The 15,808-nt window shown below is 58.4% G+C and carries 13 protein-coding genes; 7 read left to right on the forward strand and 6 right to left on the reverse strand.

Annotation, left to right across the window (positions count from 1 at the left end; genetic code table 11):
- The first annotated feature begins 107 nt into the window (after nucleotides 1–107).
- Complete coding sequence (locus HNQ64_RS22065; RefSeq protein ID WP_184212816.1) at nucleotides 108–2,198, forward strand: catalase; 2,091 nt, start codon at nucleotides 108–110, stop codon at nucleotides 2,196–2,198.
- Between the two features lie 74 nt (nucleotides 2,199–2,272).
- On the opposite strand, the gene HNQ64_RS22070 is transcribed toward HNQ64_RS22065, so the two are convergent.
- Entirely contained in the window at nucleotides 2,273–3,535 is a 1,263-nt protein-coding gene (locus tag HNQ64_RS22070) for an AMP-binding protein (RefSeq protein ID WP_184212817.1), read from the reverse strand.
- Nucleotides 3,536–3,659: 124 nt separating this feature from the next.
- Between HNQ64_RS22070 and HNQ64_RS24410 the strand changes: the two genes are divergently transcribed.
- Nucleotides 3,660–6,008, forward strand: a complete 2,349-nt coding sequence (locus tag HNQ64_RS24410; protein WP_184212818.1) for a beta-ketoacyl synthase N-terminal-like domain-containing protein — start codon at nucleotides 3,660–3,662, stop codon at nucleotides 6,006–6,008.
- A 794-nt stretch (nucleotides 6,009–6,802) separates the two neighbouring features.
- Here HNQ64_RS24410 and HNQ64_RS22080 read toward each other — a convergent pair.
- Nucleotides 6,803–7,201, reverse strand: a complete 399-nt coding sequence (locus HNQ64_RS22080) for a hypothetical protein (protein WP_184212819.1) — start codon at nucleotides 7,199–7,201, stop codon at nucleotides 6,803–6,805.
- Nucleotides 7,202–7,263: 62 nt separating this feature from the next.
- Complete coding sequence (locus HNQ64_RS22085) at nucleotides 7,264–8,010, reverse strand: nuclease-related domain-containing protein (RefSeq protein ID WP_184212820.1); 747 nt, start codon at nucleotides 8,008–8,010, stop codon at nucleotides 7,264–7,266.
- A 666-nt stretch (nucleotides 8,011–8,676) separates the two neighbouring features.
- Between HNQ64_RS22085 and HNQ64_RS22090 the strand changes: the two genes are divergently transcribed.
- From HNQ64_RS22090 to HNQ64_RS22105, 4 genes are all read left to right on the forward strand, one after another.
- The gene (locus tag HNQ64_RS22090; protein ID WP_184212821.1) at nucleotides 8,677–9,234 is read left to right on the forward strand and encodes a DUF6932 family protein; all 558 of its coding nucleotides are present in this window, start codon (nucleotides 8,677–8,679) and stop codon (nucleotides 9,232–9,234) included.
- A complete protein-coding gene (locus tag HNQ64_RS22095; RefSeq protein WP_184212822.1) occupies nucleotides 9,231–10,172 on the forward strand; it encodes a hypothetical protein in 942 nt (313 codons plus the stop codon). Before HNQ64_RS22090 ends, HNQ64_RS22095 begins: the two co-directional genes overlap by 4 nt.
- A 254-nt stretch (nucleotides 10,173–10,426) precedes the next feature.
- Nucleotides 10,427–10,756 (forward strand): hypothetical protein, encoded by a 330-nt coding sequence (locus HNQ64_RS22100; RefSeq protein ID WP_184212823.1) that lies wholly within the window; start codon nucleotides 10,427–10,429, stop codon nucleotides 10,754–10,756.
- Between the two features lie 192 nt (nucleotides 10,757–10,948).
- A complete protein-coding gene (locus HNQ64_RS22105; RefSeq protein ID WP_184212824.1) occupies nucleotides 10,949–12,100 on the forward strand; it encodes an SGNH/GDSL hydrolase family protein in 1,152 nt (383 codons plus the stop codon).
- A gap of 93 nt (nucleotides 12,101–12,193) precedes the next feature.
- Here the strand turns inward: HNQ64_RS22105 and HNQ64_RS22110 are convergent, their stop codons facing one another.
- Nucleotides 12,194–12,526 (reverse strand): hypothetical protein, encoded by a 333-nt coding sequence (locus HNQ64_RS22110; RefSeq protein ID WP_184212825.1) that lies wholly within the window; start codon nucleotides 12,524–12,526, stop codon nucleotides 12,194–12,196.
- A 164-nt stretch (nucleotides 12,527–12,690) separates the two neighbouring features.
- Here HNQ64_RS22110 and HNQ64_RS22115 point away from each other — a divergent pair, with 164 nt between their 5' ends.
- Complete coding sequence (locus HNQ64_RS22115) at nucleotides 12,691–13,557, forward strand: rhomboid family intramembrane serine protease (RefSeq protein ID WP_184212826.1); 867 nt, start codon at nucleotides 12,691–12,693, stop codon at nucleotides 13,555–13,557.
- A gap of 7 nt (nucleotides 13,558–13,564) precedes the next feature.
- On the opposite strand, the gene HNQ64_RS22120 is transcribed toward HNQ64_RS22115, so the two are convergent.
- Nucleotides 13,565–14,101, reverse strand: a complete 537-nt coding sequence (locus HNQ64_RS22120) for an NADPH-dependent FMN reductase (RefSeq protein WP_184212827.1) — start codon at nucleotides 14,099–14,101, stop codon at nucleotides 13,565–13,567.
- Between the two features lie 26 nt (nucleotides 14,102–14,127).
- Nucleotides 14,128–15,558 (reverse strand): DUF1501 domain-containing protein, encoded by a 1,431-nt coding sequence (locus tag HNQ64_RS22125; protein WP_184212828.1) that lies wholly within the window; start codon nucleotides 15,556–15,558, stop codon nucleotides 14,128–14,130.
- Between the last annotated feature and the right edge of the window lie 250 nt (nucleotides 15,559–15,808).

The following is a 15,808-nucleotide window of genomic DNA, read 5'->3' on the forward strand; positions in this document are numbered from 1 at the left end:
CCCTAACGGCCAAAAAATGCACGGGCTACGATGAAAGGTACGCCGCTGGGAATCATGACGCCTGTGAGAGGACGTCTCTAGCCAGCCAACCGTAGCCTGATACCTTTATGCCTTCACGCCCTTCTTCCAAGCCTGCAAAAAACGCGGCGATCACTGAGCCTGCCGAAACTCATCAAACAACGGCTGATCTCAAGCAGACCCTCACCACCAATCATGGGGTGCCTATCTCGGATAACCAAAACTCTCTCAAAGCCGGAGTGCGCGGCCCCACGCTGATCGAAGACTTTGTGCTTCGTGAAAAGATCACCCACTTTGACCATGAGCGAATCCCCGAGCGCATCGTTCATGCCCGCGGTTCAGGCGCTCATGGTTATTTCCAGGTTTATGAATCCCTGGCAGACATCACCAAGGCAGCCTTCCTGCAAAACCCCAAGGTGAAGACAGAGGTCTTTGTGCGCTTTTCCACCGTCGCCGGCGGCGCAGGCTCTGGCGACATGCCGCGTGATGTCCGTGGCTTTGCCGTGAAGTTTTACACCACGGAAGGCAACTATGATCTGGTGGGCAATAACATCCCCGTCTTTTTCATTCAAGACGCCATGAAGTTTCCAGACCTCGTCCACTCCGTGAAGATGGAGCCAGATCGCGGCTTTCCTCAGGCGGCCTCCGCCCATGACAACTTCTGGGACTTCGTGTCCCTGAGCCCAGAGACGATGCACATGCTCATGTGGACCATGTCAGATCGCGCGATTCCACGCTCCCTGCGCATGATCGAAGGCTTCGGCGTCCACACCTTCCGCCTCGTTAATGCCGAAGGCGTCTCACACTTCGTCAAATTCCACTGGCGGCCCAAGCTCGGGACGGCCTCCGTTCTTTGGGACGAGGCCGTCAAAATCAATGGAGCCGATCCTGATTTCCACCGTCGCGATCTCTGGGAAGCAATTGAAAAAGGCGATTACCCCGAGTGGGAATTGGGGCTGCAAGTCTTCGATGAAAAAACGGCGGCTGGATTGGATTTCGATGTCCTAGATCCCACCAAACTCATCCCTGAGGAAATCATCCCCCTGCGCATGGTTGGCAAACTGGTGCTGAACCGCAACCCAGATAACTTTTTCGCCGAGACAGAGCAGGTGGCTTTCCTACCTTCAAACATCGTCCCTGGCATCGAGTTCTCGAATGACCCGCTTTTGCAAGGCCGTCTGTTCTCTTACCAAGATACTCAGCTTTCGAGACTGGGCGGACCTAACTTCCACCAGATTCCAGTCAATGCCCCTCGCTGTCCGATGCATAATTTTCAGCGCGATGGCCTACGCCAAATGCAGGTGCCGAAAGGCCGCGTGAATTATGAGCCTAACAGCTTCGATGGCGGCGCACCGAGAGAGAACCCCACGCGCGGTTTCATCAGTCACCCTGAAGAATTGGATGGAACCAAACTGCGCCAACGATCCGAAACCTTTGCAGATCATTACTCCCAGGCCCGTCTTTTTTTCCGCTCCATGAGCACGCCCGAGCAAAACCACATCATCAGCGCTTTCGCCTTTGAATTGGCCAAAGTAAAAACCAAGGCCATCCGGCTACGCATGCTCAGTCACCTGGCTACCATTGATGCGGATCTGCATGCGGGTGTCTCTGAGGCGCTCGGCATTCAAGAATTGGCCGAGGCCATGCTTCCTGCCATTCCCCCGCGTGATCTGAAGCCCTCCCCTAGCCTGAGCCTGGTGCACAAAGCACCCGTCACTTTGCAGGGGCGGAAAATCGGGGTGCTCATCACCGACGGGTTCGACTCCACGCTCCTCATGTCCTTGCAGCAACGAGCCAAAAAGGAAAAAGCGGTCGTCGCCATCATCGCTCCCAAAGTAGGCGGCGCTGTGGACAGTGAGGGTACCCTCTTTGAAGCTGATTTTGCGATTTCGGGCGGTCCCTCCATCTTCTTTGATGCGGTCGTAATTCTCGCCTCTGAAGCAGGGGCCCAGGATCTCGCCACTCAGGCTGTGGCCGTGAATTGGGTGGGCGATGCCTTTGCTCATCTTAAGGTTATCGGCCACACTCCCGAAGCACAGCCGCTTCTGGATAAAGCCGGTGTATTAGCGGTAGATGGCGTGCTGCCACTGCCTGCGGAGAGCGCCCTGACCCAATACATCTCCACCGCTAAAAAGGGACGTATTTGGGAACGCGAGTGCGCTTTGAGAAGACCGGGTTAATCCCCGCTCTGCTCCACTCGCTAGCCCCTATTAGAAATCTCTGGGCCCTCACAGGCCCCTGGGAGTCAAAAAGGTTACGCTAGCCGGGCGGCGGCTCCTTTGAAGCCACCGGCAGGGTCTTCTCCTGCCGGTGAGCACCCGGGATTTTCGATCCGCCAGTGCCGGGGAACTTCCCACGGAGCTAGGGTCGCACAGGCCTTGGACTTAAACTCACAGGTCAGTTGCTCCGGCGTCACGCCGATGCATGCCACCACATCCTGCACGCGTTCAGGGTCCCGGCTCGGTTGCCCGTGCACTCGCACGTGGCGCGCGCCCGTGGCTGCGCGGATTTTTTCTGCGATGGCCCCAGGGCTCAGTTTTCGGCTCGCCACATTGATGCCTGGCCCCTCACAGCTCACATACGAAAGGGCATCTCCATTCAATGCCACACAGTCCCAGGTGCGATGACGCCCCAGGGAAAAAAGTTCGCCCGGCTGTACGGTATCGTAGCCCAGGCCCACAGCAGGGCTTTCCACCCGCAGCCGCCCCTGCTCCACCGTCGCCCGCACCCCTGGCAGCAGTGTACCCAGGTCCCCCGCCTCCGTTCGTGGCAGTTCGCTAGCATCGTAGCTGATGGCCCCCGTCTCGCTGGTGCCATAGAGATTGTGCAGCTTCAGGTGAAAACTCTCCCGCACTCGCGCTTCCAGTTCCAAAGTCAGCGGAGACCCTGCGGAAACGGCCAACCGCACGTGCGAAAGATCCAGCCCTGACATCAGCCAGGCCTTCCACATCGCCGGCACACCGGGGAGAAAGACGCGCTCATGCATCGCCAGGGCGTCCACCATGCCCGTGGGAAAGGGTGTGGGCAGCCAGTGTGTGGGCAGGCCATGCAGCAGTGTCTGTAAAACCGTCGTCGTCAGGCCAAAGCTATGCGCCACACTCAGCGGGGCCAGCGCCACTGCACAGGTCCCTAGGTCCAGCGCGGCGTGGAGGCCATCCACATCCGCCGCCACCTGTTCCCAGGTGAAAAACTGGCAGCGCCGCAGGCCTGAGCTGCCCACGGTCTGCTTCACCAGTGCTGTGTTTCGCGGCACGCAGCAGGTCGGCACCCGGCGGCTGCGGTCTTTTTCCACCACCTGCACAGGTCGGCCAGTGAGAAACCCAGCCAGCAGGGCCACGGTGACGTCCAGTCCATCTCCCTGCGCTAAATAATACCGCCCCAGTCTGCCACAAGTCTGAGGCACCAGCGCCAGCGCAGCCGCCTCCAGGGCATGAAAAGACAACGCACCTCCAGGATGCCACAGGGCGGTTTCAGCGCCCTGTCGAGTCAGGATTTGTTTCCAGCGTTCAGCAAACATTTGAACTATCCGCCGCGCACGGCTAAACCAGACGGCGCGGTTGTTGAGCCAGGAGTGTGCCAGCCAGCCACCGTGAGTTCAAGCCTGGGAATCCATATCCCGGTCATCAGCGTTTCTTTTTCCAGTGGTCCACGTTTCTTCCCAGCGCATTCTTATCACCGGAGCCGGCATTGTCTCCCCCCTCGGCCTCGATTGGCTGGAAAATGAAGCTTCTTTTCGTGCCAATCGCACGGCCTTCCGCCCCGTGACGATGTTCGATGTCAGCCAGCGCATCGCCAAGACCGCAGCCCATGTGGACCTGCCCACAGAGCGGCTTTTTCTCAAAACTCCCATGCGCCGCCAGCACCTGCTGGATCGCGGTACGCAAATGCTCCTCCTGGCCTTGCGCGAGACCTTGGCCATGGCGAAGATGCCCGGCCTGGACGGCGTGGATGCCATTATCATCGGCACCTCCGCCGGGGCCATGGGCATCGGCCAGGAATACTTCCGCCACGCCGCAGGCAGCCCGGTGAAGCAGCCGGGCCAGATCTCCCGCCTGGAGTTTTACCAGCCCCAGCGCCAGCTCAATGCCATCGCCCAGGAATATGACTGGCATGGCCCCATGATCCTGGTCTCCAATTCCTGCGCCAGCGGGGCTAATGCCATCGGCGATGCCATGGCCATGATCCAGACGGGTAAAGCGAAACGCGTCCTCGCCGGCGGGTACGATGCCCTGGCCGAGCTCGTCTATGCGGGGTTCGATACCCTCCGCGCCCTCGCCCCCAGCGGCATCCCGCGCCCCTTTGATGCTGCTCGCGATGGGCTCGCCCTCGGTGAAGGGGCCGCCCTCGTCCTCCTGGAAAGCGAAGCCGCCGCGGCTGAACGCGGGGCCGAAGCCTTCGCCGTGGCCGCAGGCTACACCACCGCGACCGATCTCCACCACCTCACCCAGCCAGATCCTGAGGGCAAAGCCGCCATCCGCACCATGACCGGGGCCTGCACCCAGGCAGGCATCACTCCTGGCCAGGTCAGCTACATCAATTCCCACGGCACCGGCACCCCCTACAACGACGTGGCCGAAGCCAGCGCCGTCAAAGCCTGGGCTGGAGAAGACGCCGCCAAAATCGCCCTCAGTTCCACCAAATCCGCCATGGGCCACCTCCTGGGCGGAGCCGGAGCGGTCGAGGCCGTCATCTGCCTCATGGCCCTGCGCGGCCAGTGGATGCCCGGCAGCCTCAACATCCGCGAAACCGACCCCGCCGTCTGTTTCGACCTCGTCCACGCTTTCCGTGAAGCCCCCGTCAAGGTCGCCCTCACGAACAGCTTCGGCTTTGGCGGTACCAATGCTACCCTCGTCTTCACCGGCGTGGATGCCCCCACCTCTGGCGCCGCCGCCACTCCAGCACCGCATCGCCCCCTGCACATTCTCGGGGCCGGGGCCGTCTCTGCCGCCGGCTGGGGCACCGCCGCACTCGCCACCGCCATCACGGAAAAAGCCACCCTACCCACCCAGGAAAGCCCGCGCACCGTCGGCACCCGCGAGTGGGAGTGCCTCATCCGCCCAGCCCCTCCGGCCCCGGCGGATCGCCTGCCCAAATTTCCCCGCCTGCGCCGCGCCAGCCCCATCACCAAATTCAGCATGGCCGCCGCGCTGGAGGCCCTGGAACAAGCCGGCTACCCCCAGGCCCAAGGCATCGCCCCTGGTCGCCTCGGCATCGTCCAGCTCATGTTCAATGGCTGCGTCCAGTTCAGCGGTAAATTTTACCACGAAGTCATCGAAACACCCACCCTGGCCAGCCCGCTGATCTTCCCCGAGACCGTTTATAACGCCCCCGCCTCCCACATCGCCGCTTACCTGGGCGTAGATGGCCCCGCCACCACCCTCATTGGCGAATCCAGCGCCATCATCGAAGCCATCGCCCTGGCCCACACCTGGCTCACCCAGGGACTGGTGGACCACGTCCTTGTCATCGGCGCTGAGGAATGCGACTGGCTAGGCGCCGAAGCCACCAGCTACTACCACCCGCAGCTTCAGGCCTCCGAAGGTGCCGGGGTTTTGCTCCTTAGCCTCACTCCAGGCCCTGAGGGAAAACACCAGCTGCGCCTGCGCCACACCCCCGCCCTGGCCTACCACCACGAGGCCGGCAAAGCCGCCCACCTCCAGGCCCTGGCCACCCGCCCCGAATACAACCAGGCCCAGCACATCACCGGCCTCTCCGGCATCCCCCTCCTCGACCACGCCGAAACCGCCGCTCATCTCGAGATGAGCGCGGACACTCCTGTCCGCATCGAAAACCCAAGCGGCGAAGCCGCCACTCCTGGCCAAACCACCCGACTCCACCCTCGCCAAATCCTTGGCGAGACCATGGGAGCCGCCGGAGCCCTGCAACTCGTCCTTGCCGCCACCCTCGCCCGCCAGACCTCCCAGCCCGTCTCCCTCACCCTCCCCGGCAGCCTCTGCGCCGCCTACGGCGCCGTCGTGGAGGTGGAGTGATGGGGACAAAGCGCCCCTCTGGACCGTAGGGCGGGGTTGTTCTGCGCCCTAGGGCCAAGTTCTCTCCCCGTACTCCCTCGCAGAATTCCCCGCCTCTCTTTGACGCCGCCCTCTTTCTGCCGCGCTCCTTTGTCCCCCTCCCCCACCTTCAAAGAAAGGCGGGCAATCCGGCGTCGTCCCCTAGGGGCCAAACTGCCACACCCCGCCGGACAAGCCCGCCCTACGGCCAGCTTCGTCCCTCATCCTCCCCGGCAGCCGTTGCATCTTCGCAGGGGACCTCCGGACCGTAGGGCGGGGTTGTTCTGCGCCCTTTGGCCAAGTTCTCACCCTCGACTCCCTCGCAGAATTCCCCGCCTCTCTTTGACGCCACCCTTTTTCTGCCGCGCACCCTCGGCCATCGCCTCCACCTTCAATGACAGGCGGGCAATCCGGCGACGTCCCGCCAAGGGCCAAACTGCCACACCCCGCCGGACAAGCCCACCCTACGGCCAGCTTCGTCCCTCACCCTCCCCGGCAGCCGTTGCATCTTCGCAGGCGGACCTCCGGACCGTAGGGCGGGGTTGTTCTGCGCTCTAACGCCAAATTCTCTTCCCGGACTCCCTCGCAGAATTCCCCGCCTCTCTTTGACGCCACCCTTTTTCTGCCGCGCACCCTCAACCATCGCCTTCACGTTCAAAGAAAGGCGGGCAATCCGGCAACGTCCCCCCAGGGCCAAACTGCCGCACCCCGCCGGACAAGCCCACTCTACGAATGACCTCGTCCGTCCCTCACCCTCCCCAGCGGACTAGAGGCATTCAAAGGGAGCGCACATAAATCACTACTGGGATGTAGCTGACGACATTCATCCATAGGGACGTAACAATCAGCCGCCCCACTCTCACCTTGGGAACAAACAATCGGAGGACGGCATACTCCGTCACGCAGGACATGGCCCAGGCCCAGGCAACGAGTTGATAGTCACGAGTGGTCGCAGATACGTCTTCGAATCCCCGGATTCCCGATTCCGCCAAAGCCATACCCACGATCGCAGAAACGACATTGGCCACAAAAACGGCGGCCAACCCACGTTCCCCTGAAACCTCATTTCGGTGACGCAGCCGAAGAACAGCCGTCTCTAGGATCCAGATCAACGGTGACAGCCAGAAGATGGCAATATAGGGCCAGAAGCCAGGCAGGATGGAATTTCCCAGCATTTACTTCCCCAGCATGGGCAGATAGAAAAGCCGCCGCAAGCTTTAACCCCTCCGCCTTTCCCTCACTCCACGTCTGCATACTCCAGATTCGTGCACAGCCGGTTTAGGTGCCTCACCACCGCGTGAGTCTCCGCCTCGGTGAGGGAAGGCCGGAAGCGCTTTTCAATCGTGACCGCTAGCATTTTGTGCGCTGCCACAGTCACGGGAGCCAGCGTTGGGCCACCGTTCACATACCAGCCGGGGAAAGTCAGGACCGGGTGCACCACGGCATCCACCTTCTCCTCCTTCTTCAGTTCCTTGCGCAACCATTCCGCATTGCGCTGGGCCTGCTCCAGCTCGCCTGTGCTGGTTTTGCCGCCTGGCCACGACAGCGCTTGGCCGTTGTAGCTCACCTTGTGGCCTTCTTTGTCATCTTTAGGTTTCCGCCTCGTCTTGGTTTCTATCACCACCACTACGCCACGGCCCACCACTACATGATCCAGGTTAAATCGCCCGCTGCTGCCCTGGCACGGCACATCGTGGAACACCTCATACCCTTGTTGCTTCAGCCCCTCCAATTGGTCCGCCACCACCCGCTCGCCAAACAGACCGAGCTTGAGATGCATGACCTTCCTCATGCTCTTGTGAAGCCTCCACATGCCAAGCAACAGGGCGGTGACAGGAGCCAAAAGAATCACCATCAACCTTAAAACTGGAAACAGAGCAGGCACATAGCCGACTAGATGAACAGCCCCTACAAAAGTCAGAGCAGGCAGCAGCAACAGAAATACAAGGAAGTGAAAGAGAATAGTCTCCAAAGACTTGCTCATCTGCTGTCGCAAATGCTCCCCCGGCTGCCGTCTCAGCTTCACATCCACTCCCAGCGGATGCCTGGTGGTCCGCCGTCCAAGCGTCCAATGAAAGGACCCCAGGAAAAGGCCCCCGACCACTACGACATATCCCGCCAAGTAAATTACCTGCCATTGCATCCTGCTTTCTTGGCAAAAGGACTGATGGAATCAAGCGCTTTTGCATTAGGCGAAATACTGAATGTTGGCTACCGACTGACATACGTCCCAACAAACGTACGTCAAATATGACGTATGTTATGAATGGCCACACAGACGAGGAGGATGATCGGGACTGCGCGAGCAAAATCTCGTTGTTGGTTGCGTTTCCATAGGCCGCGCAACAACGAGAAGAGCTGACTCGTGCTGACCAGTCCGTCATCCGGTTCATTTCGCCTGTCCGTCTCTCTTTCCTGGCCACAGAATATTAAATCTGCTGTTTCTCGTTTCGCGCCTTTACCTGGGAAACGAGAAACGAGACAAGATGAATTAAGTGTCTAGAGCGAAAACCAAAAACATATTTTACGCCTGCTGGTAATACCACCTCAATTTGACAAACATGTTCTAATGAACATATTGAAATAATTTAAATATATGTTGGCTTCGCTTAAATTGTTTGTGGTATTGAAGTTTAACTCTTTAAACCTCATGCCTATTCCGGCTTTCGATCACAACGGAGTGATTCCACCCCACTTAGGAGATCCAACCGTTGCGTTGGATGTTTCGCCTTATCCATGCACCACCGTGGATTTGGTCAAACGATTTGCCACATCCACTGATCGATGCGCCATTCTCAATGGGCTGCTTCAATTTCGCAATCGCCTTCGCCAAGAGGGCCTCATAAACGCCTTTCAGTGGCTAGACGGTAGTTTCTTGGAAGATATTGAGGCCATTCAAAAACGTCCGCCTAGAGATTTAGACGTCGTCACATTTTACTGGGGATATGATCGTGCATTTCAACAAAAACTCTTTGGTTCCTTTCCCGAAGCTTATAAACCTGTGTTAGCCAAAGCATCTTTTAAGCTGGACCATTACTCGGTTGATGCAGGCTACCATCCAAAAGTAACCGTGGAGCAGACCCGCTACTGGTCGCAATTGTTTTCCCATAACCGCACTGGCGTCTGGAAAGGCATGCTCAAACTCGAGGTTGATACAGCTTTAGACGATGCTGCCGCGTTAACCCTTTTGAAAGGAATACACCCATGACCGTTCGCTCACAGAGAGATCAGCTCAAGTCACAGTTGCTGGATGCAGAGCGCATGTATTCGCTGGTGAAAGATCATGATTTCATGGCTGCAGGCTTTGCAGAGAAAATTTCTGAGCTGAAAGAGCGCATTGAGGCACTACCTCTAGGGACAAAAGAAGCACGCGCTCTTTTGCTCTTCTCAGGTGGTCCTGTTCAAGGATCGCTTGGCATCGATGCTCGATTTGCGGGCAGGGTTCTAGAGCCGTTTCAAAGCATGGTCATGGCTGACTACGCGGACCGTTGGCATGGGGTGGTAGGCACTCGTGGATCACGATTCGGTGAAGCCAATTCTCGACTGCTTTTAACATCCCTACCTCGCGGGTCTTTCGGAATGGAATTGGTCAGAGCTGAAAGCGATGAAATGTTTGAAGAAGAACAACTTGCAGACACGTTGACTCACATAACAAAGCTTGTGATCGCAGCATCTACGAGTGATGAAGACTTTGCTTCAGAACTTGATCAAACAGGCCCGCGTGTGATCGTTGGGTTGAAGAATTTTTTGGATGTTATCGAAAAAGGCAAGGCAGGGTTGAAGCTTGAAAGCGGCGATTCTCGTTGTGAAATGAATCCCCACCAAGCGTCTGAAGCATTTAGACGTGTTGCAGGCACTTTCACAAATGAAGAAAATATCCAGATTATTGGAGTATTTCGTGGTGCCTTACTTGAATCATGGAAGTTTGATTTTGTTGATAAAGACGGCTACAAAATCAGCGGCAAAATCAGTGACACGCTAACTCCTGAGCAGGCATTCAATCTGTCGAAAGAGTTTTATAACAAAGATTGCATTGCCACTATATTGAAAACAACGGTTACATTCAGAAATGGACGAATTAAGACAACCCATGAACTTAAGGACTTAACATCCTTCGATCATACTCAAGGGCAAGCAGACGGTTAACAGCCATATTGTCCTCCGCTGTCTAATAGTGACAGTTGCCGAGCCTTAGGTGTCGAGGAAGGTTCAGGAAAACTTCATGGCAGATACCCTTTCTCATTACTTGCTCAACCCTATGGTTGACAAAATTCTCCCTTTTCTGCTTCGTATCTCGTTTCCCAGGAACAAGAGGGAAAAACGAAATTGATAGGATGGGCTGGCCCCTAATCTCTAGGTGCAGCTCAGACAGGCCAGCACCGACGATTCTGAATAGTGATGTGGCAAGTTTTGACCAAGGCGGCTTCCATTCGGGAAACGGTGGCGGGCAATACGGACGTGACCTCCGCCAACTCGGTGGCTCGGGAGATTCCATCCCGGATATGCACCAGCATCGCGTCCTGATGTTCGTTGGACTCACACCCCAGCGTCAGCGGCGTGGTGGACGTGTCCAGGGTCCACAGGAGGGCGTGAGTGCCAGTGCAGTTGCGGCATTTGCAGAACTCGGTGCTAAAGGTAGTACGGTGCGGAGGCTGGCCGGGCTCTCCGGCTTCACTCAGGCTGAAGATCCAGTGGGCTCTACCCCAGCGGCAACGGCTGCCGTTCTTTGATTGTCCTAATAACGTGCCTTTGCCAGAATCTTGTTTTCCTATTTCCCTCATACTGAAAGCGGCCCGAGAACAACCCCACCCCCCTTCATTTCCCCTGCAATACTGCCCCGCTTCGCCACGTCATCTTGCTGCCATTTGACCAACCACGGCCAACTCACGCAAAAAACTCTGCCCACTTCCCCTTCCCATCCCATGCGTCTTCTTCCTTTTGCTCTTTTGCTGGCCCTGAGCGGCCTTTCTCATGCCCAGAAAGCGCCGACCAAGACACCGGATGTTTCCAAGCTGGATCCGGCGATGGGGGTCAACAAGAAGGCGGAGGACAATCTGGAGTGGCATGATGTGACGGCCTGGGGGGTGGAAGGGCGCATCCTGCCGGAGCAGAAGCGGTTGCGCTGGTTTGATCGCCTGCCTGCCAGTGCCGAGGGCAAGGTGACGTCGGCGGTGTGGAATCTGAGCCGCGACAGTGCGGGCATGATGGTGCGCTTCAAGACGAATGCCGAGGCCATCAGTGTGCACTACAAACTGAGCAAGCCGGGCATCGGCATGCCACACATGCCTGCCACGGGCGTCAGCGGGGTGGACCTGTATGCCCGCGATGAAAAAGACGGCGGCAAGTGGAAGTGGGTGCAGGTGACGAAACCCGCCGCCCAGGAAGTGAAGGCGGAGATCATCAAGGGCCTGGCCCCTGGCCAGCGCGAATACGCGGCCTACCTGCCGCTGTACAATGGCATCGAGTCCCTGAGCATCGGCGTGGCGAAAGGCAGCAAGTTCGAAGGACTGGCCCCGCGCTCAGCCAAGCCCGTGGTCTTTTACGGCACCAGCATCACCCATGGGGCCTGTGCCAGCCGCCCCGGCATGGTGCACACGGGCATCTTGGGCCGCCGTTTGGACATGCCGGTGGTGAACTTGGGATTCTCCGGCAATGGCCGCATGGATACCGCCGTGGGCGATTACCTGGTGCAGCTCGACGCCGCTGTGTACGTGATTGATTGCCTGCCCAACATGCAGCCTGCGCAGGTCACCGAGAAATGCATTCCGCTGGTGAAACAACTGCGCGCAGCCAAGCCTGAAACGCCGATCATCCTGGTGGAAGATCGCCGTTTCACCAATGACTGGATCACCCCCGCTAAGAAGCAATTCCACACGGATAACCACGCCGCGCTGAAGGCCGCCTATGAGACGCTGCAAAAAGAAGGCGTGAAGAACCTGCACTACATCCCCGGCGACAGCCTTTACGGCGACGATACCGAAGGCGCCACGGATGCCTCCCACGCCAGCGACCTGGGTTTCATGCGCCAGGCCGATATCTTTGAGCCCGTGATCCGCAAGGCTCTGGGCAGGTAAGGCAGAACGAGCCACTCTAAAACAAAACTGGCAATCCGCATCGCGCGGATTGCCAGGGTTGATAAAGAAACGAAGACTTCAATCACCGTGCGTTTAGCCACGGTGGGCGGCCTTCACACCACGCGCAGCGCCCGTTTGCTGGGCCGCTTTTTCCGCGTGGCGTTTGAGCACCTGGCGGACGCCTGCGCGCACGCCGATCAAGGCTTCGTCAAAAGTGTAACCATCCCCGTGGGCCTGGATGTCTGGGCCGGGGGCTTTCAAAGTCACGGTAATCCGATAGCGATACGGGGCATTCTGGGGCTCTTCCACACGGGCGGAGGCGTCGGACACAGCTTTGTGCTGACGTGCTTCCATGAACAAAGCCTGAAGTTTTTCATCCCACTCGGGACGGGCATCGCAACCGAAGTACTGAATATGTGTGATCATGGTGGATGTATCTATGTTAAGGTCTCCCAATGGAGCAGTATCAAAGGAACGACGAGGTTCCCCTTCTATGGTATTCCAAGGCAGATGCGTGTTTGTAACCCAGAGCGGTCTGTGCGTTGATCTTTGTCTTCGCAGAATCGAAAAAAACATCCAGCTTATCCCCCATGTCCTGGTTGCCTGAATCCAAAGACCACCTCCCCCTCACCTGGTGGAAGGGAAACCCGGTCTATCTCTCGGCCTTCCTCGCCCTAGGCGGTGTGGCCAGCATGATCCTCACCAGCCTCCTCATGGGCATGGCCCCTGGGTCTCTGGATGCGCTGATCTTCACCTTCAGTGACTGGCAGCGCCTGCACCTCTGGGCACCCTTCACCTACTTGTTGGTGAATCCGCCGAACCTCTGGCTGCTGGTCGGCTGTTTCATGCTTTGGCGCTTTGGCGAAGCGGTGGAACGCCACCTGGGCCGCACCAGCTTTGTGCGGCTGCTCATCCTCCTGCTCCTCATCACCCCCTTGCTGATCACTTTGGTCGGCCTCTTGGGCGCACCCTCCCGGGGCTGCATGGGCATGCGGGAGTGGGAGTTCGGCGTGTTTATCGCCTTCGCCACCCTGTATCCACGTGTGCAGCTTTCCATGATCTTCTTCACCGTGGAGGTGTGGGTCCTGGCGGCTATTTTTGTCGGCATCTCCATGCTGACCACCATCGCCTCTCAGGACTGGATAGGCCTGCTCATCCTGACCGGGCAAATCGGCAGCGCTATCGCTTACGTCCGCTATGAGCAAGGGGCGCTGACCCTGCCTAAAATCCCCACCTTCAAGGCCACGCCTCCAGCCTCCCGCAATGCCCCGAATCCTGCGCGCAGCAGCGGTGGCAAAGTCAGCCCAGCGCCAGCCGCACCCAAGGTGAAAAAGCACAGCCCTGCGGTGGATGACATCCTGGAAAAAATCAGCCGCGAAGGCATGCACAGCCTGACACCGGATGAACGACGGGTGCTGGACCAAGCCAGCGAAGACCTGCAGAAGCGCAATCGCTAACCTAGCCTCACGCTTTCAGCCGCCTCACAAAGTCTGTGAAGCCCACGGCCTGTTTGCGCAGCCGCTCCACCAGCTCCGCATCCTGGATCTGTCCCTCTTTGAGGACCTGCCCCACCCCAGGGATAAAAACCCGACTCGGGAACAAATGCGCGTTCCGATAACCGAGAATGTGCTGGAGCTGCTCCACGGAGCGCAGGGCGCCCCACATGCCAGCAGCGAGGCCGACGAAACAGACGGGACGATTTTCAAAACTGGCGGGAAAGGGCAGCATATCGATGAAGTACTTCAGCACTCCAGGGAAGCTGCCGTTGTATTCAGGGGTGACGATAACCACCCCATCACTGCCTAAAATAGCCTCCGCAAACGGCGCGAAAGCGGCTGGCTTTTCCGCATACGAGGAAGGCAGAAAGATCTCGGGCGGTAGATCCGCCAGATCCAGTACCTGACAGGGCACGCCTAACTGGAAGTACATGCGCTCAATCAGCGTCGTGACGAGGTGTGTATTGCTGCCGGGACGGTTCGTGCCGCTGAGGAGGGTGATCATAGGAGGAATGAAGCTGCGACTGAGCATCACGCCAGCAACTTCGGCACCAATTCCCCATGTACATTCGTCAGCCGCATGTCCAGGCCCTGGAACTTCACCGCCAGCTTCGTGTGCTCAAAACCCAGCAGGTGCAGCAGCGTGGCATGCAGGTCATGCACATGCACCGGGTCCTCCGTCACATTGAAGCCAAATTCATCCGTGGCGCCCAGGGTCAGACCCGGTTTCATGCCACCGCCGGCAAACCACATGGTGAAGGCATTCGGGTGATGATCTCGCCCATCGCTGCCCCCCTGCACCATCGGTGTGCGACCAAATTCACCGCCCCAGATCACAATCGTATCCTCCAGCAGGCCGCGCTGCTTGAGGTCCTGCACCAGGGCCGCGCAGGGTTGATCCGTGAGCCCGCACTGCTCTTTCAGACCTTTGGTTAGGCCGCCATGATGATCCCAAGCCTCATGAAAGAGCTGCACAAAACGCACGCCACTCTCGATCAACCGCCGCGCTAACAAACAGTTGTTAGCAAAGCTGGCCTCCCCTGGCTTGGCCCCATACATGTCCAGGATGTGCTGCGGCTCTTGGCTGATGTCCATCACCTCCGGGGCGGTTTTTTGCATGCGGTAGGCAAGCTCAAAGCTATTGATGCGAGAGGCGATCTCTGGATCTCCCATCACCCCCAGCCGCTCCTCGTTCATCTGCTTTAAAACATCCAGCGTGTTGCGCTGCGTGGCCTCACTGACGCCTTTCGGATTGCTGAGGTATAGCACGGGCTCGCCACTGCTGCGGAAGGGCACACCCTGGTACATGGTGGGCAGGAAACCGCAGCCAAAATTCGACATGCCGCCGCTGGGGCCTTTCTGCCCACTCTGCAGCACCACATACCCTGGCAGGTCCTGGTTCTCCGTCCCCAGTCCATACAGGGTCCAGGCCCCAAAGCTGGGCCGCCCAAAGATCTGCGCGCCGGTGCTCATGAGGATCTGCGCTGGGGCGTGGTTAAACGCATCCGTCTTCATGGACTTCACGATGGTGAGGTCATCTGCCATCCTCGCAGTATGGGGCAGTAGCTCACCGATCTCCGCCCCACTCTGCCCATGTTTGGCAAAGGCGTACTTCGACCCCATGAGCTTGCTGTTGGGATTGATGAAGGCAGCGCGGTAACCCTTTAAAAGATCCGCCGGGGGCAGCTTGCCATCCCACTTCGCCAGCTCGGGTTTATTGTCGAAAAGTTCCAAATGACTCGGAGCTCCACCCATGAACAGGTAAATCACGCGTTTGGCCTTGGCGGGGTAATGAGCCCGCTTGGGCAGCAGGGGATTCACCGCCGAGGGGGCCGCTGTGGCCTGTGGGGCCAGCAGATCCGCCGCCGCTAGGCCAGCCATGCCCACCCCGCATTCTTTAAAGAACCAGCGGCGGGTGCAGTAGCGGGCGTATTCCGCGTGTAGCTCACGTTCCAAACTCATGATGCAGAGAATAACGTCCGCACGGGCCTCCGGCTAGCAGGGCAGCGTTCAGAACATGGAATCGCGCCGGATCATCCATGGACGGTGACGAAGGAGTGCCCCCTTCTCTGCAAAGACGGTAGTTGAATGAAGTGCGGGTCTGTGTCTATTGCGACCGCTCGGTTAGTCGGCTTCAGGTCCCTGGATTGTCTGCCAGTGCTCTGCCGTCGCCTTCCACGCTTTTGCTTGATTTGAATGAAACCTTTCGGAA

It is taken from the genome of Prosthecobacter dejongeii, assembly GCF_014203045.1.
Classification (GTDB): domain Bacteria; phylum Verrucomicrobiota; class Verrucomicrobiia; order Verrucomicrobiales; family Verrucomicrobiaceae; genus Prosthecobacter; species Prosthecobacter dejongeii.